The sequence below is a fragment of the Xanthomonas melonis genome (assembly GCF_020783655.1).
Lineage (GTDB): Bacteria > Pseudomonadota > Gammaproteobacteria > Xanthomonadales > Xanthomonadaceae > Xanthomonas > Xanthomonas melonis.
In genome coordinates this window covers 44,401-65,909 of record NZ_JAJGQH010000018.1, presented here as the reverse complement: position 1 = coordinate 65,909, position 21,509 = coordinate 44,401, and the positions used below count along the sequence as shown (strand labels likewise).

Genomic DNA, 21,509 nt, shown 5'->3' with positions numbered 1-21,509 from the left:
GTGTCATCGTCGTTGCGCTGGTACGCCTGGCTCGCGCTCTGGGTCACGCTGCCCTGCCTGGCGCAGCAGAAGGTGCATTCCATCGACCCGGCGCAATCGCGCTTCGGCTTCGAGATCAGAACCCGCTTCGGCATGAAGATCGAAGGGATTTTCCCGCGCTTTCGCGGTGAAGTGGTCGAGCTGCCCGACAAGCGTCAGCAGGTGCGGTTCCGGCTGGACGCCACCCAGGTGGAGATCCCGGGCAAGGACCGCTACACCGGCTGGATGCGGGGCGAGGACTTCTTCGACGTGGCGCGCTATCCGGTGGTGGAATTCGAATCGCTGCCGTACACCGACGACGCGATCAAGGACGGTGGCGACATCACCGGCAACCTGACCATTCGCGGAATCACCCACATGGAGACGCTGCATGTGGCGCCCGCCGAATGCGCGCGGCCGGGCTATGATTGCGAGGTGATCAGCCGAGGTACGGTGCTGCGTGGACGTTATGGAATGAATGCGTGGCAGATGGCCCTGGGCGACAGGGTGACGTTCATTCTGCGTGGGCGCCTTCAGGAGGCAAGGCGCCCGTGAAGTTGCTGTTGAAGGGCTTCGTGCTGGCAACGCTGTTGCTCGGCACCGGATGCGCCGGCCTGTCGAACATCGAACGCAACCGTGCCGCCGGCGTGGCCGCCGCCGCGCGCAGTACCGTGGTGGAGTGCAGCCAGGCCAACCACTGCGCCCAGCCGTCGCCGCTGCGCGCGTTGGGGGGCGAGGCCATCACCGCCTCTACCCCGGCGGTGCCGCGGCATTACGCCACCATCCTCGATCACGGCGAGCAATCGCTGGTGGCCCGGCTCAACCTGATCCGCAGCGCCACCCGCAGCATCGATCTGCAGACCTACATCTTCGACAAGGACGACAGCGCGCGCATGGTGCTGGACGCCTTGGTCGATGCCGCCAGGCGTGGCGTCAAGGTGCGCATCCTGATCGACCAGCTGTCGGCGATCGCCGATCTGCAGATTCTCGGTGCGCTCGCCGGCAGCCATGAAAACCTGCAGCTGCGTATCTACAACCCCACCTTCGGCAAGGTCAAACTCAATTACTTCGATTACGCCGGCAGCGTGCTGTGCTGTTTCCGGCGTTTCAACCAACGCATGCACAACAAGCTGCTGGTGGTGGACGATGTGCTGGGCGTGGTCGGTGGGCGCAACTACCAGGACGACTATTACGACTGGGACAGCGAATACAACTTCCGCGACCGCGACGTGATCCTGGCGGGGCCGGAAGTGCGCGCGATGGCGGCCAATTTCGATGCGTTCTGGCGCGCGCGGCGCAGCATCCCGGCCGAGCGTCTGAACGATGTGGGCCGGCTGCTGCTGGAGCAGGGCGTGCCGCCGATGCCGCCGGCACAGTTCCGGCGCCCCGAGCGGGTGGCACGGGTGGACCGGGAGGCGCGCGATCCGCAGTTCGTGCGCGATGTCTTCGTCACCCCGGCCATGCCGGTGCGGCGGGTGCTGTACGTGGCCGACCTGCCGCAGAAGCACCGCAGGGAACATGCCTCCAAGGCGGTGTCCACCGCCCCGGAACTGGACAGCCTGATCGCCGGCGCGCAGCAGGAAGTGCTGCTGCAGACGCCGTATCTGGTGCTGTCCGACGAGGCGCAGGCCATCTTCCGTCAATTGCGCCAACGCCCGCAGCCGCCGCGCATCGTGGTGTCCACCAACAGCCTGGCCGCAACCGACAACCCCATCGTCTATGCGTTGTCGTACAAGTTCAAACGCCGCAACCTGCGCGAGCTGGGTTTCAATGTGTACGAATTCAAGCCGTTTCCGCTGGATGCGCCGGTGGACTACGCCAACCTGCTGCCGGATCCGCTCAACCCCGATGCCGCCAGCGACGATGACGAGCGTGGCACCCGCCTGATCGGCGGCAGCGCGGCCGGCAACGCGGTGCGCGGCAGCGGCGGCGCCAGCGGCACTGGTAGCGCGCAGAGGGCGCCGGCCAGCGCTCTGCGCGGCAGCAGCGGCAGTGGCCGTGCGCCCGGCGGTAGCGAGGTCGATCGCCGCGTATTGCGCACCGAAACGCGCCCCTCGTTCCTGGGCACCCGTGCGGTCAACAAACCGCTGCCGGTGACCCGGGCCGGCGCGCGCATGGGCTTGCATGCCAAGTCGCTGGTGGTGGACCGCCGCATCGGCGTGATCGGCACGCACAACTTCGATCCGCGCAGCGAGAACTACAACACCGAGGCGGCGGTGGTGATCGACGATGTGCGCTTTGCGCAGGCGCTGGCGGCCAGCATCGAACGCGACATCGGCCCGGAGAACGCCTGGACGGTGGCGCCGCGCGAAAAGCCGCCGCTGCTGAGCGGCTTGAACTACAGCGTGGGCAAAGTGTCCGAGGCGCTGCCGGTGCTGGACTTCTGGCCATGGCGCTACGCCACCAACTACGAGTTCCAGCCTGGCCCCGGCTGCCCGTTCCCGCTCAAGCGGCAGGACCCGCAGTTCCGGCAGTGCTATGTGGCCGTGGGCGATTTCCCCGAGGTCAACGTGGGGCCGAAGTGGCTGCTGGTGCGCATGCTCACCGCCTTCGGTGCCGGTCTGGTGCCGATACTCTGAGCACCGCGCGGTCGGCCGCGTGCACCGGCGCCGCATGCAGCACCGGGACCCGCACCACCCGGGATTGAAGACGACCGCGGTCGTCGGGTCCGATTCCGCCAGCGTCCGACAAGCAACGACCCCGCTCGGCCTGTTACCGTCACGGCGTGAACCACCCCGTGGCTGCATTGCATCAGGCCCCGGCCCCGCAACCGCTGTTGCGATTCCCAATCCCCAATCCCCAGCCCATGACCTTCCGCGAACCCGTCGACCTCGCCGCCCTCAACGCCGGCAGCCGCAACACCCTGATCGAACATCTGGGCATCGTGTTCACCGATGCCGGCGACGATTGGCTGCGCGCCACCATGCCGGTGGATGCGCGCACCCGACAGCCCTACGGCCTGTTGCACGGTGGCGCATCGGTGGTGCTGGCAGAGACCCTGGGCAGCAGCGCCGGCAATCTGTGCGTGGATATGCGCAGCCAGATCTGCGTGGGGCTGGAGATCAATGCCAACCACCTGCGTGCCGCCACCCAGGGCCTGGTCACCGGCACCGCGCGCGCGGTGCACGTGGGGCGCAGCACCCAGGTCTGGGACATCGTCATCGAGAATCCGGCCGGGAAACGGGTCTGCGTGTCGCGCCTGACGCTGGCCGTGGTGGCGCGCAGCGATGGCTGAGTGCGCCCGGCAAGCGCATGGGTGGAACAGCGCCGTGCGCGGCCGGCACTGCGCCGCGGCCAAGCTGCTGTCACAATAGCCGTGCCTCCTTCCCCTGTTACCGGTCCCGTTGGTCGAATGAGCGAGTCATCCCTGGACGCCACGCGCGATGCTGGCGGTGTGCTGCGCTGGTTCCGGTACCTGTATCGGGTACCACTGCTGTTGCTGCACCTGAGCCTGTGCCTGCCGGTCACCATGCTGTGCGTGGTGGCGCCGCCGCTGGCGCGCATCCGCATCGGCCGCGACGACACGCTGGAACACGTGATGATCCGCTGGTGGCAGGGCAACCTGATGCGCATCTTCGGCTTCCGTCTGCGCCGTTTCGGCAAGCCGCTGCCCGGCCCCACCCTGTTCGTGGCCAACCATGTCAGCTGGGTGGATATCCCGATGCTGCACAGCCAGCGCGTGATGGGCTTCGTGGCCAAGCGCGAGATCGCCGGATGGCCTCTGGTGGGGTGGCTGGCGGCCAAGGGCCAGACCATCTTCCATCAGCGCGGAAATACCGAATCGATGGGCGGGGTGCTGCAGGAAATGCTGCAACGCCTGCGTGGCGGCAGACCGGTCGGCGTGTTTCCGGAAGGACGCACCCGCGGCGGCACCGAGGTGGGACCATTCCACGCGCGCATCTTCCAGGCAGCGGTCGAAGCCGGCGTCCCGGTGCAGCCGGTCGCGCTGCGCTATGGCGTGCGCGGGGATGCACAGGCGGTGGTGGCCTTCGGCGAACGCGAAAGCTTCTTCGCCAACATCGTGCGCCTGCTCGGTGAGCCGCCGCGGCTGGCGGAAGTGCATTTCCTCGAGCCGATCGGGGCATTCGACATCGAGGGGCGTCGCCGTCTGGCCGATACCTCACGGCAACGCATCATCGCCGCGATGGAATCCTGAGCCGACGATGCGCGCGCCCCTGCCTCCCGCGGTCGCCACGGCAGTGCCCGGCCGCACGCGCGCATGAACGCCTCCGATTACCTGCCGCCGCGCTGGCTGCGCAACCCGCATGTGCAATCGGTGCTGGGCAGCAGCGCCCTGCGCCGGATCCGCAGCCGCCAGCTGCTGAGCGCCAGCGGTGCGGTCACCAGCGAGCATATCCTCGATGGCGGCGATGGCGTGCGCCTGCAAGGCTGGCTGAGTGTGCCGCCCGGCGATGCACCGGTGCGCGGCACCGTGCTGCTGTTGCACGGCTGGGAAGGCAGCGCCGATTCCAATTACATGCGGCTGACCGCCGCGCGTTTACTGGGTCTGGGCTACCAGGTATTTCGGCTTAACTTCCGCGATCACGGCGGCACGCATCATCTCAATGTGGACCTGTTCCATTCCGATCGCATCGACGAAGTGGTCAATGCGGCGGGCGATCTGTGGCGGCGCTTTCCCGCCCCGCAACTGCTGGCGGCCGGGTATTCGCTGGGCGGCAACTTCGCGCTGCGGCTGGCCCTGCGCGCCCCGGCGGCCGGGCTGCCGCTGGCCCGCGTGGCAGCGGTGTGCCCGTTGCTGGATCCGGCCGCGACCATGACCCAGCTGGAAAAGGGCCCGCAGTTCTACGATTGGTACTTCCGCCGCAAATGGCGCGACTCGTTGCTGCGCAAGCGCAAGCTGTTTCCCGACCAGCACGGTTACGACGATGCCACCCTGGCGCTGGACATGCGCGGACTGATGGCCTGGCTGGCGGTGCAGCACACCGGACACGGCTCGCTGGAAGCGTATTTCGACAGCTATTCGATTGCCGGCGACCGCCTGGCCGGCCTGCAGGTGCCCTCGGACATCCTGATGGCCGAGGACGACCCGGTGATTCCGTACGCAGACTTCGCCGCCTGGCGCCTGCCGACGCACGCGCAGCTGGAGATCGCGCGCTGGGGCGGGCACTGCGGATTCCTGGAAAACGCGCGGGGCGACGGCTTCGCCGAACGCTGGGTGGCCGAGCGGCTGACGGCGGCGCGCTGACCGTGCCGACACGACTTCCGTGGATGGATGCAGTGGTCGGCGTTCTGGCAGTGGTTGTCGTTGCGTGATGATACAGAGCGGCTAACAAGACGACTGCGCAGCCGCCAGGCGGGCGCGGCCGGTGCTCGGAATCGGCATGTATCACCCGTACACGCCAGCCGCAGCAGCGCGCATCGTTACAATAGCGGTTTGTCCGGGACACGCCGCCGCCATGCAAGACGCCATTCTTCAAGCCCTGCGCCGCAACGCGGCCGACGATGCGGTGGCGCTGGCCCGCGAGTGGGCGGCCAGCACACCGGACGATGCGCAGCCGCATCGGTGGTTGGGGCTGGCCCTGCAGCAGCAAGGTCAACCGGCGCTGGCCTTGGCCAGCATCCAGACCGCGCTGACGCTGGCGCCGGAAGACGCTGACCTGCACCTGTTGCATGCTGGGTTGCTGCTGGCCGCGCGCGACCTGTCCGCAGCCGACGCCGCGTTGTCGCGCAGCACCGCGCTGGACCCCAACCAGTTCAACGCCTACGTGATGCAGGCGCATCTGGCGGTGGCGCGCGGCGATCTGGACGAGGCGCAGCGGCTGAGCCGCACCGCCGGGCGGCTGGTGCCGGAGCATCCGCAGCTGCTGGCGGTCGATGGCGTGGTGGAGATGCGCCGCGGCCAGGCCGACCGCGCGCTGGCCTTGCTCACCCGCGCGGCGGAACAGTTGCCGGACGACCCGCGGGTGATGTTCGCGCTGGGCTTTGCCTACCTGCAGAAGGAGCATTTCGCCTTCGCCGAGCGCGCGTTCGAGCGCGTGGTCGAGCTCAACCCGCCCGGCACCGCCTTGCGCGCCTTCATTGCCCAGCTGGCCCAGCGGCAGGGCCGCCTGGACGATGCGCTGGCCGCGATGGAGGCGGTGCTGGAGCAGCCCGGCGGCGACAGTCCGGCAATGCGCCGGCTGGCCGGCGAGATGGAGTTGCAGGCCGGCCGCCCCGATCAGGCCGCCGCGCACCTGCGCCTGGCGCTGGCGCACTGGCCGTCGGACCGGCGCACCCTGCATGCGCTGCTGACCGCCTGGGAGCGCCTGGGCGCGGTGGATGCCGCGCGCGACACGCTGGATGCGGCGCTGGCCACGTTCAGCGGCTCGCACGACCTGTGGCTGGCCCGGCTGGCAGTGGAACCGGTGGGAGGGCCGCAGGCCCAGGCGGTGATCGAGCGCTGGCTGCTGGCCATGCCCGAGCATCTGCCGGCGCTGGAAGCGTTGATGCGCGTGCACGACATGCAGGGCCATGCCGACGAAGCGGAAATGGTGGCGCGGCAGATCGTGGCAGTGGAGCCCGGCCGCATCAGCGGCGAGCAACGCATCGTCGAGGCCCTGCTCGCGCGCGACCCTCCGGCGGCGATCGCCTGCGTGCAATCGCTGATCGAGTCCTTGCCCGCGCCGCAGCAGACCGTGCTGCGGCCCTGGCTGGGCAATGTGCAGGACCGCGCCGGCCAGCCCGACGCCGCCCTGTCCACCTGGATGCAGTTCCAGCGCGAGCAGGCCCCGCACCGCCTGCCGTTGCCGCCGCAGGCCGCCAGGCAGCCGATGCAGTGGCCCGCGCTGGGGACCATTCCCGACACCGTCACCGCGCGCCCGCTGTTCGTCTGGGGTACCCCTGGTTCGCACGTCGAACGCCTGATCGCGGCGATGGACGCCGCCACGCCGCTGGTGCGCGGCGACCGCTACGGCACCACGCCGCCGTCGGACGCGTTGCAGAGCTACCGTACCGTCGAGCAGCTGGCTTCCGGCGAACTGGCCCCATTGGCGCTGGTGGAAGGCTGGAAGGCGCAGCTGCCGCGCCGCGCCATCGACGATGGCAATGTCATCGACTGGCTGCTGTGGTGGGACAACAGCCTGCTCGCCGCACTGCGCCCGCACCTGCCCGAGGGCCGGCTGGCGATCGCATTGCGCGACCCGCGCGACATGCTGCTGGACTGGCTGTCGGCCGGTGCGCCGGCACCGCTGGCGGTGGAGTCGCCGCAGCAGGCCACCGACTGGCTGCTGGTCGCGCTGGAGCAACTGGCGGTGCTGCACGAGCGCGATCTGTACCCGCACCGGATCATCCGGCTCGACGGCATCGAAAGCGACCCGCAAGGCATCTCCGACGCATTGCAGCAGGCGTTCGGGCTGAGCTTCCCGTTGATCGAACCGCGCGGACCGGCACGGCTGGCAGCCGGCCGCTGGCGCGATTATCGCAGCGTGCTGGGTGGTCAATTCGATCAACTCACGCTGATCGCGGTGCGCTTCGGCTACCCGCAGGACTGACGCACGTCGCAGGAGCGGACCCGGCCGCGACGGGCGTTATCGATCAACGCATGCGCTCGACCGCGCCAGCCGCGCCACACACGGTTCCATGACGGCGACTTCCGCTGCTGCCCCAATCCAGGCACGCTGGGGCACCTCGCTCCATGGAGACCTTGCATGCGTCTGACCAGTACCAGCATCGAAAACGGCAAGCCGATCGCGGTGGAATTCGCTGCCGGCACCCCGGACGGCTTCGCGCCCAATCGCAACCCGCACCTGGCCTGGAGCGATGCGCCCGGCGGGACCCGGTCGTTCGCGCTGCTGTGCCTGGACCCGGATGTGCCCACGGTGCCGGACACCGTGGGGCGGACGGATCTGCAGATCCCGGTCGAACAACCACGCACCGATTTCGTGCATTGGGCCATGGCCGATATCCCCGCGACCGTGCACATCATTGCGCCAGGCAGTTGCAGCGACGGGTTCGTCGCCAAGGGAAAGCGGCAACCCGCCGGCCCGGCTGGCGCGCGCCAGGGCCTGAATTCCTATACCCAATGGTTCGCCGGCAATCCCGACATGGCCGGCGACTACCTGGGCTACGACGGCCCCTATCCGCCGTTCAACGACCTGCGCATGCACCGCTATTTCTTCCGCGTGTTCGCGCTGGATGTGGCGCAGCTGCCGTTGCCGACGCCATTCACCGCGGCCGATCTGCTGACCGCGATGCAGGGCCACGTGCTCGCCGAGGCCGCGCTGCACGGCACCTACACGCTGAACCCATCGCTGCGCTGAGCACAGATCAGCACCACCGCATCGGCTGCATCGGCCGATGCGGCCATGGTGCCGCAAGGCACCCGGGCAAGTTGATCGCGTCGGACGCGCCGACCGCCGAACCACGCCTGCAACGCTCAGCGAATCCCGAATCCCGAATCCCGAATCCCAAGCTACCCACTCGCCTCGATCATCTGCTGCAGTACATACACCGGCGCACCCCCGCTGTCGGGAGCGGCAGGATAACGGGTGATGCGCAGCAGGGTGCGGATGCCGGCTTCGTGCTCGAAGCCTTCGATGTTGCCGTCCAGTGGTAGCCACGGCCCGGTCGCACGCTGTCCTTGTGTGGTCTGCTCGCGCACTTGCAGGCACGGATGCACTGGCACGGTGGGGCAGGGCACGGTGTCGGCCGCCACTTCCAGCAGCACCGTCTGCCCGGGGCCGCCGTGGCGGCTGTCGGCAGTGGGCGCGCCGCCGAACAGCAGGCGGGTGCCGTCGCTGCGGGCCAGCCGCAGCTGCGGTGCGGCCTGGGTGGTGTCCAGCGTCACCGCAAAGCTGCCGGACAACAGCTCGCTGGCCGCCCGTTCCTGCGCCATTTTCCGCGGCTGCGCGCACAGCCGCTTGCTGGAGACGACCCGGCCGATCTGCAGCCGCGCAGCGGTCACGCCGTAGCTGGCGCCCAGCGAGTTGCAGGTCTGGCTGACCTGGACGCGCTGATCGCCGAACTCCAGTTGCAGTGGCGCGCTGCCGGCGACGAACAGGCTGGTCAGCGCGCTGCCATGCGCATCGCTGGCCTGCCGCAACTGCCAGTGGTGGGCCTGCAGGGCAGCGCGTAGCGCGTTGTCGGCGACCGAGCTGGCCGGCGCTGTCGCTGCAGGCGCCGCAGCCGTCTCCGATCCAGGGCGCGCGGCGGCAGGACGGTCGGGCGCGGCGCCCGAACCGCAGGCCGCCACACCCCCCGCCAGCAGCGCTGGGGCCAAGAACACGGCACGCATGGGCAGCTCCCGGTGATCGATGGCTCAGTGATACCGCCGGGCTGCGGCCAGGGCAACCACCGCCGTCACTGCCTGCGCATCCGCCTCGGGCAGTGCGCAGGCAGCCACGAGCGGGCTGCCGCGCGCCAGGGCCTCAGGCCACCGCCGGCAGCCACAGCAGCAAGGCCGCGCCGAGCACGATGCGATACAGCGCAAACACGGTGAAGCGGTGCTTCTTGATGTAGCCCAGCAACCACTTCACCACCACGAAGCCGGTGATGGTGGCGGCCACGAAGGCCACGGCCACATCGGCCCAGTTCTCGCTGCCGATGCCGCCTTCCTTGTACATCTCCAGCAGCGCATAGCCGCTGGCCGCGAACATGGTCGGAATGCCCACCATGAACACGAAATCCGCCGCTGCCGAGCGCTTGCTCAATCCCAGCAGCATGGCCAGGAAGATCGCCGAGGCCGAGCGAGAGGTCCCCGGGAACACACCGGCCACCACCTGCGCCAGGCCCACGGCAATGGCCACCTTCCAGGTCACCACGTCGCGCTCGGGCAGCTTGCTGGCGAAGTGCTCGGCCACCAGCATCCAGACGCCGCCGATCAGCAGCGCCCAGGCCACCGGCTGGATGGTTTCCGGCAGTTGCCAGCCGGCCTTGCGCACGATCAATCCCACCACCGCGGTCACCAGGAAGGCCACGCCGATCTTGAGCACGTAATCGCGGTTGGCGCGTTCTCCCAGGCCGGTCGCCAGCGTCCACAGTTTCTGTCGCAGCGCCAGGCAGATCGCCAGGATCGCGCCGGCCTGGATGACGATGTTGAAGAAGTCCGAGCGGCGTCCGAGCCACTGTTCGGCGATCAGCAGATGGCCGGTGCTGGAGATCGGCAGGAATTCGGTGAGGCCTTCGAGAATGCCAAGCAGCAGGGCGGAGATGAGGTCGGACATCGGACGGGGACAGGTGCGGGGGAGGCGAGAGGATAGTGCATTGCGGCATGCCCCATATTGGTGCAGCATGCAAACCAATTTGCACCAAGTCGGTGATCTTCTGCCACAGCGATCTCAAGCGAGGTCAGCGAAATCAACGACTTGTGAAAGCGCGCGACTTGGCATGGTCCCTGCTGTCAATCCGCCCACGAGCCACTTCACTCCAATCCGAGGTTTCTTCCGATGTCCGTGGAAAACGTTGAAAAGCTGATCAAGGACAACAAGGTCGAGTTCGTCGACCTGCGCTTCGTCGATATGCGCGGCGTGCAGCAGCACGTGACCTTTCCGGCCAACATCATCGAGCCGGCGCTGTTCGAAGAAGGCAAGATGTTCGACGGCAGCTCGATCGCGGGTTGGAAGGGCATCAACGAATCGGACATGGTGCTGCTGCCCGACGCCGGTACCGCCTACCTGGATCCGTTCTTCGCCGATCCGACCGTGGTGCTGACCTGCGACATCCTCGACCCGGCCACCATGCAGAGCTACGTGCGCGACCCGCGCGGTATCGCCAAGCGTGCCGAGGCCTACCTCAAGTCCTCCGGTATCGCCGACCAGGCCTTCTTCGGTCCGGAACCGGAATTCTTCATCTTCGATTCGGTGCGCTTTGCCAACGACATGGGCCACACCTTCTTCCAGGTGGGTTCGGAAGAGGCGGCCTGGAACACCGGCACCAAGTACGAAGGCGGCAACAGCGGCTACCGTCCCGGCGTGAAGGGCGGCTATTTCCCGGTTCCGCCGACCGACACCCTGCACGATCTGCGTGCGGAAATGATCAAGACCCTGGAGCAGGTCGGCATCGAGACCGAAGTGCACCACCATGAGGTGGCCACTGCCGGCCAATGCGAGATCGGCACCAAGTTCAGCTCGCTGGTGCAGAAGGCCGACGAACTGCTGACGATGAAGTACATCATCAAGAACGTCGCCTACCGCAACGGCAAGACCGCCACCTTCATGCCCAAGCCGATCGTCGGCGACAACGGCAGCGGCATGCACGTGCATCAGTCGCTGACCAAGGGCGGCACCAACCTGTTCTCCGGCGACGGCTACGGCGGGCTCTCGCAGCTGGCGCTGTGGTACATCGGCGGCATCTTCAAGCACGCCCGCGCCATCAACGCCTTCGCCAATTCCGGCACCAACAGCTACAAGCGTCTGGTCCCGGGCTTCGAAGCGCCGGTGATGCTGGCCTATTCGGCACGCAACCGCTCGGCCTCGTGCCGCATCCCGTGGGTGACCAACCCGAAGGCGCGCCGCATCGAAATGCGCTTCCCCGATCCGTTGCAGTCCGGCTACCTGACCTTCACCGCGCTGATGATGGCCGGCCTGGACGGCATCAAGAACCAGATCGACCCGGGCGCGCCGAGCGACAAGGATCTGTACGACCTGCCGCCGGAAGAAGAGAAGCTGATCCCGCAGGTGTGCTCCAGCCTGGATCAGGCGCTGGAAGCGCTGGACCAGGACCGCGAGTTCCTCAAGGCCGGTGGCGTGATGAGCGACGACTTCATCGACGGCTACATCGCGCTGAAGATGCAGGAGGTCACCAAGTTCCGTGCCGCCACGCATCCGCTGGAGTACCAGCTGTACTACGGCAACTAAGGTTCCACCGCGGCGGTGGTGCAGGCTCCCCCTCCCACCTGCGCCATCGCCGCCCATTGTCTGACCACGCCGCGGCGCTGCCGTGGCGTTGCGGGGTACGAGAGAGCACACAGTTCGCGGCGCGCGGGCCTGACCCTCTCCCACCAAGCGGATGCGTGGCATCCGCCGGGGTCTGCGCGATCCGCGAAGCATTGGATGCCGGGGTTGGCATCCAGGTGAATGACACCGCCGGTCGGCGCGACGCCGGCCGGTTCCTTCCACCATTCGGGGTATGCGCATGAAATTGATCACCGCCATCATCCGGCCGTTCAAGCTCGACGAGGTCCGTGAGGCCCTGTCTGCCGCTGGCGTGTCGGGTATCACCGTCACCGAGGTCAAGGGCTTCGGGCGGCAGAAGGGCCACACCGAGCTGTATCGCGGTGCCGAGTACGTCGTGGATTTCCTGCCCAAGATCAAGATCGAAACGGTGGTGACCGACGACCGGCTGGACGCGGTGGTCGAGGCGATCCAGAACGCGGCCGGCACCGGCAAGATCGGCGACGGCAAGATCTTCGTCACCGCGATCGAGCAGGTGGTGCGTATCCGCACCGGCGAAATCGGCGCCGATGCGCTCTGAGTCCATCCTCCCCGGAGTCCGTATGAAGACAGCTCTTTTTGCCGGGTGGAAGGCCCGGTTCTACAGCGTGTGCATGCTGATGCTGTTCAGTGCGCTGCTGGCGGGCGGCATGGGCAGTGCGCATGCGCAGTCCGGTGCGCAGATCACCCCGTTGCCGACCGAGCCGGTCACCACCGAACCGCTGCCCTCGCTGCAGCCGCAGGCGGCGCCAGTGGCCGCGGAGGCCGCGCCGGTGGTCGACAAGGGCGATGTCGCCTGGATGCTGACCTCCACGCTGCTGGTACTGATGATGGTGGTGCCGGGCCTGGCGTTGTTCTACGGCGGCATGGTGCGCGCCAAGAACGTCCTGTCGGTGCTGATCCAGATCGCAGTGGTGTTTTCGCTGCTGACCATCCTGTGGGTGATCTACGGCTACAGCCTGGCGTTCTCCGGCGAAGGTGCGTGGATCGGCAATCTGGACAAGGCGCTGCTCAAGGGCGTCACCATCGAAAGCCTGGCGGCCACCTTCACCAAGGGCGTGAGCCTGCCCGAGTACGTGTTCGTCGCCTTCCAGGCCACCTTCGCCGGCATCACCGGTGCACTGGTCGTCGGTGCCTTCGCCGAACGGGTCAAGTTCGCCGCGGTGCTGCTGTTCTCGGTGATCTGGTTCACCTTCGGCTACCTGCCGCTGGCGCACATGGTCTGGGCCACCGGTGGCTACCTGTTCGGGCTGGGCGCGCTGGATTTCGCCGGCGGCACGGTGGTGCACATCAATGCCGGTATCGCCGGCCTGGTGGGCGCCTACTTCGTCGGCAAACGCGCCGGGCTGGGCCGCGAGGCGATCAAGCCGCACAACCTGACCCTGACCTTCGTCGGTGCCTCGTTGCTGTGGGTGGGCTGGTTCGGCTTCAACGCCGGCTCCAACCTGGAAGCCAATGCCGGCGCGGCGCTGGCCTTCCTCAACACGCTGCTGGCCACCGCCGCGGCCATCCTGGGCTGGTCGCTGACCGAGAAGATCATCAAGGGCAAGTCCTCCGCCCTGGGTGTGGCCTCGGGCATGGTCGCCGGTCTGGTCGGCATCACCCCGGCCTGCGGCACGGTGGGTCCGTTCGGCGCCATCGTGATCGGCCTGGCCGCCGGTGTGCTGTGCGTGTGGGGCGTCACCGGCCTCAAGCGTCTGCTAGGTGCCGACGACAGCCTGGACGTGTTCGGCGTGCACGGCCTGGGCGGCATCGTCGGCGCGCTGCTCACCGGCGTGTTCTCGGCGGCCTCGTTGGGCGGCCAGAAGGGTGGCGACTACGACATCGTGCATCAGGTCGGCATCCAGGCGCTGGGCGTGGGCATCACCGTGGTGTGGATCGGCGTGGTGTCGGCGGTGGGCTTCCTGGTCGCCAAACTGGTGTTCGGCCTGCGCGTGAGCGAAGACGCCGAGCGCGAAGGCCTGGACATCACCTCGCACGGCGAAGCGGCGTACGAGTCCTGAGCATGACCGCCCGTGGCGACATCGCCGCGGGCGGCGCAACGGTCCGACCGGCGCCGCCTGCGCCGGATCGGTGTCTCCCCCGCGACGTGGCGCGGATCGATTGCCGAGGTGACTGCATGACCAGCCCCACGCCTGTCACGGCCGGCGCGCAGCTGCGCCGGGCCGGTGCCCGCCACCGCCGTCCGGCGCGCTCCTCTGCGACCCCGGCGGCCGGCATGCCATCCGCGCAGCCGGCGCTCGATTGCACCAGATTGGTGCAATGGCGATGACGGTGCCCACTCCCTCGCTCGATAGCCTGGGCACCCCGGTGGCATGGGCCGACCGGGAGGGTCGCGTGCTGGGCGTCAATCCGGCCTTCGCGCGCTGGCTCGGGGTCAGTGCGCGTCGCCTGGTCGACCAGCCTCTGGCCGCGCTGGAGGTGCAGGGCGATGCGTTGGGGCGGTTCCTGCTCAACGACGAGCGCGATGTGCTGCGCCTGCACCGGCTGGCGCTGGGCCTGCCCAACGACGCCCCGCGCTTTGCCGAGGGCTGGCTGTCGCGGCTGGACGATGGCGGCTGGTTGTTGGAAACCCACCCGGTCGACGAGTTTCCCGCGTTGGACCCCACCCATGCGCTGCCCAACGCCTTGAGCGCCGCGCTCAAGGGGCTGGCGCACGAATTGCGCAATCCACTGGCCGGCCTGAAGGGCGCCGCCCAACTGCTGGCGCGGCGCTCGGCCGGGCGCGACGAGGACGAGCGCGAACTGATCGAATTGATCGGCACCGAGATCGAACGTCTCAACACCTTGCTCGAACGCCTGCTTTCGCCGTCGCCGTTGCGCCCGCACGAGGGCCTCAACATCCACGTCGTCCTCGAGCGCGTGCTGCGCCTGGCCGAGGCCGAGGGCGGTTGGTCGGTGCAGGTGCAACGCGATTACGATCCCAGCATTCCCGACATCCTCGGCGATGCGGACCGCCTGACCCAGGCGGTGTGGAATCTGGTGCGCAACGCCTTCCAGGCCGGCGCCACCCGGGTGACCCTGCGCACCCGCGTCGAGCATGGCCAGCGCATCCGCGACCGCGTGCATGCGATGTCGCTGCGGCTGGAGATCATCGACGATGGCGGCGGCGTGCCCGAGGAACTGGCCGAGCACCTGTTCCTGCCGCTGGTCAGTGGCCGTGCCGAAGGCAGCGGCCTGGGCCTGGCGCTGGCCCAGCAGGTCTCGCGCGAACACCACGGCACCCTGACCTATCGCTCGCGTCCTGGCCATACCGTTTTCACCCTGCTGTTGCCCGAGCTGGCCGGCGACCACGACAAGGATTCTCTGCATGGCTGAGGCCGCCGCCGCATCCCACCATATCTGGGTGGTCGACGACGACCGTTCGGTGCGCTTCGTGCTGTCCACCGCACTGCGCGATGCCGGTTATGCCGTGGACGGCTTCGACAGCGCCGCCGCCGCGCTGCAGGCGCTGGCGATGCGGCCCATCCCGGACCTGCTGTTCACCGACGTGCGCATGCCCGGCGAAGACGGCCTGACCCTGCTGGACAAGCTCAAGTCCAGGCATCCGCAGCTGCCGGTGATCGTGATGTCGGCGTATACCGACGTGGCCAGCACCGCTGGCGCCTTCCGTGGTGGTGCGCACGAGTTCCTGTCCAAACCGTTCGACCTGGACGATGCGGTGGCGTTGGCGGCGCGCGCGCTGCCCGATGCAGATGCCGGCGCGCAGCCGAGCATCGCCACGCTGGTGGCCGACGGCTCGGCATCGCTGATCGGCGATACCCCGGCGATGCAGGCACTGTTTCGCGCCATTGGCCGGCTGGCGCAGGCGCCGTTGTCGGTGCTGATCAATGGCGAGACCGGCACCGGCAAGGAACTGGTTGCCCGCGCGCTGCACAACGAATCGCCACGCGCGCGCAAACCGTTCGTGGCGCTCAATACCGCCGCCATTCCCGCCGAGTTGCTGGAAAGCGAATTGTTCGGCCACGAAACCGGTGCTTTCACCGGTGCGACCAAGCGCCATATCGGCCGTTTCGAACAGGCCGACGGCGGCACCCTGTTCCTGGACGAAATCGGCGACATGCCGCTGCCGTTGCAGACCCGCCTGCTGCGCGTGCTGGCCGAGAACGAATTCTTCCGCGTCGGCGGGCGCGAGTTGATCCGCGTCGATGTGCGCGTGATCGCCGCCACCCACCAGGATCTGGAAGCGCTCGTCGAACAGGGCCGCTTCCGTGCCGACCTGTTGCACCGCCTGGACGTGGTGCGCCTGCAGCTGCCGCCGCTGCGCGAACGCCGCGGCGACATCGCGCAACTGGCCGAGAATTTCCTGGCGATGGCAGGGCGCAAGCTCGACATGTCGCCAAAGCGGTTGTCCTCGGCCGCGTTGGAGGCACTGCGCCACTACGACTGGCCCGGCAACGTGCGCGAACTGGAAAACGTCTGCTGGCGTCTGGCCGCACTGGCCACTGCCGACATCATCGATGTGATCGATGTGGATGCCGCGCTGGCGCGCGGCCGCCAGCGCACCGGCCGCAGCAGCGCCGGACAATGGGACGACATGTTGTCGAGCTGGGCCGCGCAACGGCTGAGCGAGGGCGCCCAGGGCCTGCACGCAGAAGCGCGCGAACGCCTGGACAAGACCCTGCTCGAAGCCGCCCTGCAGCTGACCCAGGGCCGCCGCGCCGAAGCCGCCGCGCGCCTGGGACTGGGCCGCAACACGGTCACCCGCAAGCTCGGCCCGGGCCGCAAGCGACGCTGATTGCCCGCGCGCGGAGTTGAGTCCCGCTCCCGTCTGTGGGAGAGGGGCGGAGGTGAGGGGCGCCTGCCAAGAGCCGTACTGCGTGTCGGAGCCATGCAGCGAACCGGCGAGTTCGACGGGCATTACGACGGCAAGCGCGCATGAGCTCGCCGTTTTCTCGTTCGCACCCACCACGGTCTCGATGAGCTCGCGGTGCACGACACCCCCATCCGCCCTTCGGGCACCTTCCCCCGCACGCGGGAGAAGGCGGAATCACAGGCAAGCTCGCCGTTTTCTCGCTCGCACGCGCCACTGTCTCGATGACCTGGCGGCGCATGACGTCCCCATCCGCCCTTCGGGCACCTTCCCCCCGCACGCGGGAGAAGGCGGAATCACAGGCAAGCTCGTCGCCCTGGACAAGCACCTTCCCCGCACGCGGAAGACGGCAAGACGCGCGGGCAAGGCAAGCATCGATCTTCGCAGTCGAGCCCTTCTTGCGCCTGCGGGAGAGGGATTGGGGTGAGGGCGCAAGTTGCGCATATCCCGGCCCGCAATCCAGCCCCGTAAACTCCCGGCCTGCCGCCGAGTGCATTTCATGACATGTGAACACGCACCCGCATAGGTTCCAAACCTGATCAGGAGAAAAGTTCGATGCGTTATCGGTCGTCTACGCTCGTTGTGCTTGCCGCTCTGGCGCTCGCTGCCTGCAGCAGCACGCCGCCGGCTCCCACGCCGCCGCCGGTGCAGACGCGGGTCGTGCCCACGCGCCCGGTGCAGCAGGCCGAAGCGGCGTTGGCTTCGGCATCGGGCAGCCTGGTCAGCGGGCGTGTGGTGCTGGTGCCGGCATTGCAGGGCATCCGCATCACCGGCACGATCGGTGGGCTGCGTCCTAGCGCGGCGGCCGGATTCCACGTCCACGAGCGCGGCGACTGTAGCGCAGCCGATGCCAGCAGCGCCGGTGGCCATTTCAACCCGACCGCGTCCGCGCACGGCCGTGCCGGCACCGCGCCGCATCACCTGGGCGATATGGACAATCTGCGTGCAGATGCCGAAGGCGTGGCGCACCTGGACATGATCGTGTCGGGCATCAGCCTGGGCGATGCGGCGCCGACCGATGTGGTCGGCAAATCACTGATCGTGCATGCGGACGCCGACGATTACCGTAGCCAGCCCAGCGGCAATGCAGGCGCCCGCACCGCATGCGGCGTCATTCGCGTCACGCAATGGGGCGCGGCCCCTCCGCAGCCCTGATTCGGGGCATTCATGGCCGCAGTCGCGGCGCTTCCGGGAGTTCTTTCATGCGTATCGTTCCTACCACCTTGTTCCTGGCCACTGCTCTGGCGTTGACCGCGTGCAAACGCGAGGAGCCCGCACCGGCCGAGCCGGCGCCCGCTCCGCAGGCCGGCACGCCGGCCGAAGCCGCGCATGGCGGCGAACATGCAGCGTCGATGGTCACCGAGGCAACCGCTGCCACCACCGCCACTGCCGAGCTCAAACCGACCCAGGGCAACGAGGTCAAGGGAACGGTGACGTTCAAGACCGTCGATGGCGCGCTGCGCGTCACCGGCCAGCTGAGCGGGCTCAAGCCCAATAGCGAACACGGGTTCCATATCCACGAGAAGGGCGACTGCAGCGCGCCGGACGCCAGCAGCGCCGGTGGCCACTTCAATCCGGCCCAGACCGATCACGGCAACGTCAGCGCCGATCCGCACCACGGTGGCGACATGCCCAATATCAAGGCCGATGCGCAAGGCAACGCCTCCATCGACGGCCCGGTGTCGAGCAACGTCAATCTCGGCAAGGCCGATCAGTCCGATATCGCCGGTCACGCGGTGATCGTCCACGCCGACCCGGACGACTACAAGACCCAGCCCACCGGCAACGCTGGCGGACGTCTGGCCTGCGGCGTGATCACCACCGACAACGCACCGGCGCCTGCGCGGTAAGCGGAAAAACGCCGCGATGCCTGCATCGCGGCGTTGCCTGGAGGCGGCGGTGGAGTCCTCAGGCACCATCGCCAGCCGGTTGGCTGGTCTGCCTCGTGCCGGTTCAAACGACGCGTGCGGGCATCACCGATGTGGCGCAATGCCGATGCCGTCGTCCCTGCTGCCAATCGCAGTGCCGACGATGGATGCTTCTTCGAGCCAGGCTTGTCAACCGACGCCCCGGCGGCATGCACGGCTCAATAGTTCGCCCACAGCCCGGGTGTGGCCAGCTCCACCAGATGTGCGTCCGGGTCGCGGAAATAGATGCTGTGTCCGCCCCCCGGCCATTGCGTGCGGCCTTCGATTTCGATTCCGCAGCGCTGCAGATGCGCCAGCCATCCATCCAGCGCATCGGTGGCGATCGCCAATGCATAGTGTGTGCGCCCGCTGCCGTCGTGCGGTGGAATGGTGCCGCCTGGCAGGGTGACCATAGTGGAGATACTTCCCTGCAGGAACAGCAACAGGACCTGCGCCGGTGCGAGCGCGTACGCGGCCATGCGCGCATCGCGGTGCATCGGCTGCAGTCCCAGCACGCGGGCATAGAACGCGCAGGCGCGTTCCAGGTCGGCGACGTAGATGCCGGTTTCCAGCACGCCCTGCAGCGCAGGTGGTGCCGGTAGCGGCGTCTGGCTCACGCGGCCAGCGCCTGACGCGGATCCTGGCCAGGTTCCACATGCACATAAAGCACCGGCAGGCCGTGTGCCTCCAGCACCGCCGCCATCTGTCGCTGGCGTGACAGGAAGTGTTCGTAGACGCCGCGCAGGCGCTCGCAATCCCCGCGATCGTGCGCGTAGTAATCGCACCAGCCTGCGGGATCGAACAGGGCGATGCGCACCTCGCCATCGACATAGCGCAACACCGGCTCCGGTGCCTGATCCAGCCATTCCTCGCTGGTCGGCGCGAGCAGGGCGGCTTCGATCAGTGGCCACAGCGGCGCCAGGCCCTGATTGTCGTACTGCATCGAGATCATCGCAGCCAGATCGTGCGCGGTGAGATAGCGCGCATGCTCGATGCGCGCGCCGAAGCTCTCCTGTGCCAGGAGCGCGGTGTCGGCCTGGGCCATGCCCTGGGCCAGCAGCACCTCCTCCATCGCTTCTGCCACCGTGGCGACGGTCTGCGCGTTGCCGGTGAGCAGGAACGGCAATACCCGCAGTCCGCCGCCGGTGAGCTGGGCGTCGGCCTGGAATGGCAATGGGATCTCGCCGTGCGCATCGGCGCCGAAGGCCAGCAGGCGCGGACCCTGGTCGCGTCCCGGCGCACGGGCGTGCAATTCTTCCAGCCGGCGATGCAGCGGCCAACCCGGGCGCAGCACTTCGGCCGGGTCGAAGTGCGCCATGGCCACGCTGAGCTCGAGTTCCCGGACCTCGGGAATCCATTGCGCCAGATCGCGGCCGATGCGTTCGGCCAGCATGCCGGCCTGTTCCGGCGCCAATGCGCCGCGCTCGGGGACGGTGCCGCCGGTCAATTCCAGCGCCAGTACACCCATGGCGGTCACGCCGTGTTCGGTCTTGCTCATGATTCGCGGTTGGCCCATCACGGGGTCGAAGCTACACTGCCGACATTATGCCTGCCGGCCCTGTGCAGGCCATGTCCCCGAGTCCTCCATGCCAGGTCAACCGATGCCCGCAGCCCGTCCCGTCGCCATTCTTGGCGGCGTCCGTATCCCGTTCTGTCGCCAGAACACCGCTTATGCGGATGTGGGCAATCTGGGCATGTCCGTGCGCACGCTGGGCGCGCTGGTCGAGCGTTTCGGGCTGCACGGTCAGCAACTGGGCGAAGTGGCGATGGGGGCGGTGATCAAGCATTCGGCGGACTGGAACCTGGCGCGCGAAGCCACGCTCTCGTCCGGATTGTCGCCGCTGACACCCGGCCTCACCCTGCAACGCGCCTGCGGCACCAGCCTGGACTCGGTGATCACCATCGCCAACAAGATCGCGCTGGGGCAGATCGATTCGGGCATCGGCGGCGGCTCGGATACCACTTCCGAAGTGCCGATCGTCTACGGCAAGAAACTGCGCGCCCGGTTGATGGCGGCCAATCGTGCCAAGGCGACCGGCGACAAGCTCAAGACGCTGCTGCGCGGTTTCAAGCTCGCCGAACTCAAGCCCGAGTTCCCCGGCGTGGCCGAGCCGCGCACCGGCAAGAGCATGGGCGACCATTGCGAGGACATGGCCAAGGAATGGAACATCTCGCGCGATTCGCAGGACGAGTGGGCGGTGGCCTCGCACCACAAGCTCGCCGCGGCGTACGAGCGTGGATTCTTCGATGGGCTGATCGCGCCGTTTCGCGGTGTCTCGCGTGACAACATCCTGCGTGCGGACACCTCGCTGGAAAAACTCGCCACGCTGCGGCCGGCGTTCGACAAGACTTCCGGCCGCGGCACCCTGACTGCGGCCAATTCCACTCCGCTCACCGACGGCGCCGCTGCCGTGCTGCTGTCCAGCGAAGCGTGGGCGCTGGCGCATGGCCACACGCCGATGGCCTATCTGCGCGATGCGCAGGTGGCGGCGGTGGACTTCGTGCACGGCGAAGGCCTGCTGATGGCGCCGACCATTGCGGTACCGCAGATGCTGGCCCGCCAGGGCCTGACGCTGCAGGATTTCGACATCTACGAAATCCACGAAGCCTTCGCCGCACAGGTGCTGTGCACGCTGCGAGCGTGGGAAAGCGAGGACTACTGCCGTAACCGGCTGGGCCTGGATGCGCCGCTGGGCCGCATCGATCCGGACAAGATCAACCCGCTGGGCTCCTCGCTGGCCACCGGCCACCCGTTCGCTGCCACCGGTGCGCGCGTGGTCGCCACTGCCGCCAAGCAGCTGGAAGAGCGGGGCGGCGGGCGCGCGCTGATCTCCATCTGCACTGCCGGCGGCATGGGCGTGGTGGCGATCGTCGAGCGCTAGGCTGCTGCGCAGCGGGATTGGG

At 68.1% G+C, this 21,509-nt stretch carries 19 protein-coding genes; 15 read left to right on the top strand and 4 right to left on the bottom strand.

Translation table 11 applies throughout. The features are described 5' to 3' along the window. From LL964_RS17440 to LL964_RS17410, 7 genes are all read left to right on the top strand, one after another. Positions 1-573: a YceI family protein gene (locus LL964_RS17440; protein ID WP_104588511.1), complete on the top strand. Its 573-nt coding sequence runs from the start codon at positions 1-3 to the stop codon at positions 571-573. After that, a complete protein-coding gene (locus LL964_RS17435; protein WP_104588512.1) occupies positions 570-2,597 on the top strand; it encodes a phospholipase D family protein in 2,028 nt (675 codons plus the stop codon). The genes LL964_RS17440 and LL964_RS17435 overlap by 4 nt, the downstream gene beginning before the upstream one ends. Before the next feature lie 227 nt (positions 2,598-2,824). Continuing rightward, a complete protein-coding gene (locus LL964_RS17430) occupies positions 2,825-3,253 on the top strand; it encodes a hotdog fold thioesterase (RefSeq protein WP_104588513.1) in 429 nt (142 codons plus the stop codon). A gap of 21 nt (positions 3,254-3,274) precedes the next feature. Beyond that, positions 3,275-4,174 carry a lysophospholipid acyltransferase family protein gene (locus LL964_RS17425; protein ID WP_208621481.1) on the top strand — a complete coding sequence of 300 codons (900 nt, stop codon included), beginning with the start codon at positions 3,275-3,277 and terminating at the stop codon, positions 4,172-4,174. A 63-nt stretch (positions 4,175-4,237) separates the two neighbouring features. Continuing rightward, positions 4,238-5,224, top strand: a complete 987-nt coding sequence (locus LL964_RS17420; RefSeq protein ID WP_104588515.1) for a YheT family hydrolase — start codon at positions 4,238-4,240, stop codon at positions 5,222-5,224. 211 nt (positions 5,225-5,435) lie between these two features. Beyond that, positions 5,436-7,508 carry a tetratricopeptide repeat protein gene (locus tag LL964_RS17415; protein ID WP_104588516.1) on the top strand — a complete coding sequence of 691 codons (2,073 nt, stop codon included), beginning with the start codon at positions 5,436-5,438 and terminating at the stop codon, positions 7,506-7,508. Between the two features lie 156 nt (positions 7,509-7,664). After that, positions 7,665-8,276 carry a YbhB/YbcL family Raf kinase inhibitor-like protein gene (locus LL964_RS17410; RefSeq protein ID WP_104588517.1) on the top strand — a complete coding sequence of 204 codons (612 nt, stop codon included), beginning with the start codon at positions 7,665-7,667 and terminating at the stop codon, positions 8,274-8,276. Positions 8,277-8,428: 152 nt separating this feature from the next. On the opposite strand, the gene LL964_RS17405 is transcribed toward LL964_RS17410, so the two are convergent. Then, a complete protein-coding gene (locus LL964_RS17405) occupies positions 8,429-9,250 on the bottom strand; it encodes an META and DUF4377 domain-containing protein (protein WP_104588518.1) in 822 nt (273 codons plus the stop codon). A 133-nt stretch (positions 9,251-9,383) separates the two neighbouring features. After that, a complete protein-coding gene (locus LL964_RS17400; RefSeq protein ID WP_104588519.1) occupies positions 9,384-10,178 on the bottom strand; it encodes an undecaprenyl-diphosphate phosphatase in 795 nt (264 codons plus the stop codon). A 222-nt stretch (positions 10,179-10,400) separates the two neighbouring features. Between LL964_RS17400 and glnA the strand changes: the two genes are divergently transcribed. The 7 genes from glnA to LL964_RS17365 all read left to right on the top strand — a co-directional run bounded on the left by glnA (position 10,401) and on the right by LL964_RS17365 (position 18,548). Continuing rightward, on the top strand, positions 10,401-11,810 hold the full coding sequence (gene glnA, locus LL964_RS17395) for a type I glutamate--ammonia ligase (RefSeq protein WP_104588520.1): 1,410 nt from the start codon (positions 10,401-10,403) through the stop codon (positions 11,808-11,810). 277 nt (positions 11,811-12,087) lie between these two features. Further along, positions 12,088-12,426 (top strand): P-II family nitrogen regulator, encoded by a 339-nt coding sequence (locus LL964_RS17390; protein ID WP_002808480.1) that lies wholly within the window; start codon positions 12,088-12,090, stop codon positions 12,424-12,426. A 22-nt stretch (positions 12,427-12,448) separates the two neighbouring features. Then, complete coding sequence (locus tag LL964_RS17385) at positions 12,449-13,888, top strand: ammonium transporter (protein WP_167395420.1); 1,440 nt, start codon at positions 12,449-12,451, stop codon at positions 13,886-13,888. Between the two features lie 259 nt (positions 13,889-14,147). Continuing rightward, positions 14,148-15,203, top strand: a complete 1,056-nt coding sequence (locus LL964_RS17380) for a two-component system sensor histidine kinase NtrB (protein WP_425478198.1) — start codon at positions 14,148-14,150, stop codon at positions 15,201-15,203. After that, positions 15,196-16,623, top strand: a complete 1,428-nt coding sequence (ntrC, locus tag LL964_RS17375) for a nitrogen regulation protein NR(I) (protein WP_104588522.1) — start codon at positions 15,196-15,198, stop codon at positions 16,621-16,623. Before LL964_RS17380 ends, ntrC begins: the two co-directional genes overlap by 8 nt. Before the next feature lie 630 nt (positions 16,624-17,253). After that, a complete protein-coding gene (locus LL964_RS17370) occupies positions 17,254-17,853 on the top strand; it encodes a superoxide dismutase family protein (RefSeq protein ID WP_167395421.1) in 600 nt (199 codons plus the stop codon). 47 nt (positions 17,854-17,900) lie between these two features. Then, on the top strand, positions 17,901-18,548 hold the full coding sequence (locus LL964_RS17365) for a superoxide dismutase family protein (RefSeq protein ID WP_104588523.1): 648 nt from the start codon (positions 17,901-17,903) through the stop codon (positions 18,546-18,548). 236 nt (positions 18,549-18,784) lie between these two features. Here the strand turns inward: LL964_RS17365 and LL964_RS17360 are convergent, their stop codons facing one another. After that, the gene (locus tag LL964_RS17360) at positions 18,785-19,222 is read right to left on the bottom strand and encodes a VOC family protein (protein ID WP_167395422.1); all 438 of its coding nucleotides are present in this window, start codon (positions 19,220-19,222) and stop codon (positions 18,785-18,787) included. Then, positions 19,219-20,103: a hypothetical protein gene (locus LL964_RS17355; protein WP_167395423.1), complete on the bottom strand. Its 885-nt coding sequence runs from the start codon at positions 20,101-20,103 to the stop codon at positions 19,219-19,221. The genes LL964_RS17360 and LL964_RS17355 overlap by 4 nt, the downstream gene beginning before the upstream one ends. 88 nt (positions 20,104-20,191) lie before the next feature. On the opposite strand from LL964_RS17355, the gene LL964_RS17350 reads away from it, so the two are divergent. Continuing rightward, a complete protein-coding gene (locus tag LL964_RS17350) occupies positions 20,192-21,487 on the top strand; it encodes an acetyl-CoA C-acetyltransferase (RefSeq protein ID WP_104588525.1) in 1,296 nt (431 codons plus the stop codon). The last annotated feature ends 22 nt before the right edge of the window (positions 21,488-21,509 follow it).

Excerpts from the sequence above, each read along its gene's own strand:
- LL964_RS17390 (WP_002808480.1), top strand. The coding sequence starts at position 12,088 with ATGAAATTGATCACCGCCATCATCCGGCCGTTCAAGCTCGACGAGGTC.
- LL964_RS17385 (WP_167395420.1), top strand. The coding sequence starts at position 12,449 with ATGAAGACAGCTCTTTTTGCCGGGTGGAAGGCCCGGTTCTACAGCGTG.
- LL964_RS17370 (WP_167395421.1), top strand. The coding sequence starts at position 17,254 with ATGCGTTATCGGTCGTCTACGCTCGTTGTGCTTGCCGCTCTGGCGCTC.
- ntrC (WP_104588522.1), top strand. The coding sequence starts at position 15,196 with ATGGCTGAGGCCGCCGCCGCATCCCACCATATCTGGGTGGTCGACGAC.
- glnA (WP_104588520.1), top strand. The coding sequence starts at position 10,401 with ATGTCCGTGGAAAACGTTGAAAAGCTGATCAAGGACAACAAGGTCGAG.
- LL964_RS17355 (WP_167395423.1), bottom strand. The coding sequence starts at position 20,103 with ATGAGCAAGACCGAACACGGCGTGACCGCCATGGGTGTACTGGCGCTG.
- LL964_RS17400 (WP_104588519.1), bottom strand. The coding sequence starts at position 10,178 with ATGTCCGACCTCATCTCCGCCCTGCTGCTTGGCATTCTCGAAGGCCTC.
- LL964_RS17405 (WP_104588518.1), bottom strand. The coding sequence starts at position 9,250 with ATGCGTGCCGTGTTCTTGGCCCCAGCGCTGCTGGCGGGGGGTGTGGCG.
- LL964_RS17365 (WP_104588523.1), top strand. The coding sequence starts at position 17,901 with ATGCGTATCGTTCCTACCACCTTGTTCCTGGCCACTGCTCTGGCGTTG.
- LL964_RS17410 (WP_104588517.1), top strand. The coding sequence starts at position 7,665 with ATGCGTCTGACCAGTACCAGCATCGAAAACGGCAAGCCGATCGCGGTG.
- LL964_RS17380 (WP_425478198.1), top strand. The coding sequence starts at position 14,148 with ATGGCGATGACGGTGCCCACTCCCTCGCTCGATAGCCTGGGCACCCCG.
- LL964_RS17430 (WP_104588513.1), top strand. The coding sequence starts at position 2,825 with ATGACCTTCCGCGAACCCGTCGACCTCGCCGCCCTCAACGCCGGCAGC.
- LL964_RS17350 (WP_104588525.1), top strand. The coding sequence starts at position 20,192 with ATGCCAGGTCAACCGATGCCCGCAGCCCGTCCCGTCGCCATTCTTGGC.
- LL964_RS17420 (WP_104588515.1), top strand. The coding sequence starts at position 4,238 with ATGAACGCCTCCGATTACCTGCCGCCGCGCTGGCTGCGCAACCCGCAT.
- LL964_RS17415 (WP_104588516.1), top strand. The coding sequence starts at position 5,436 with ATGCAAGACGCCATTCTTCAAGCCCTGCGCCGCAACGCGGCCGACGAT.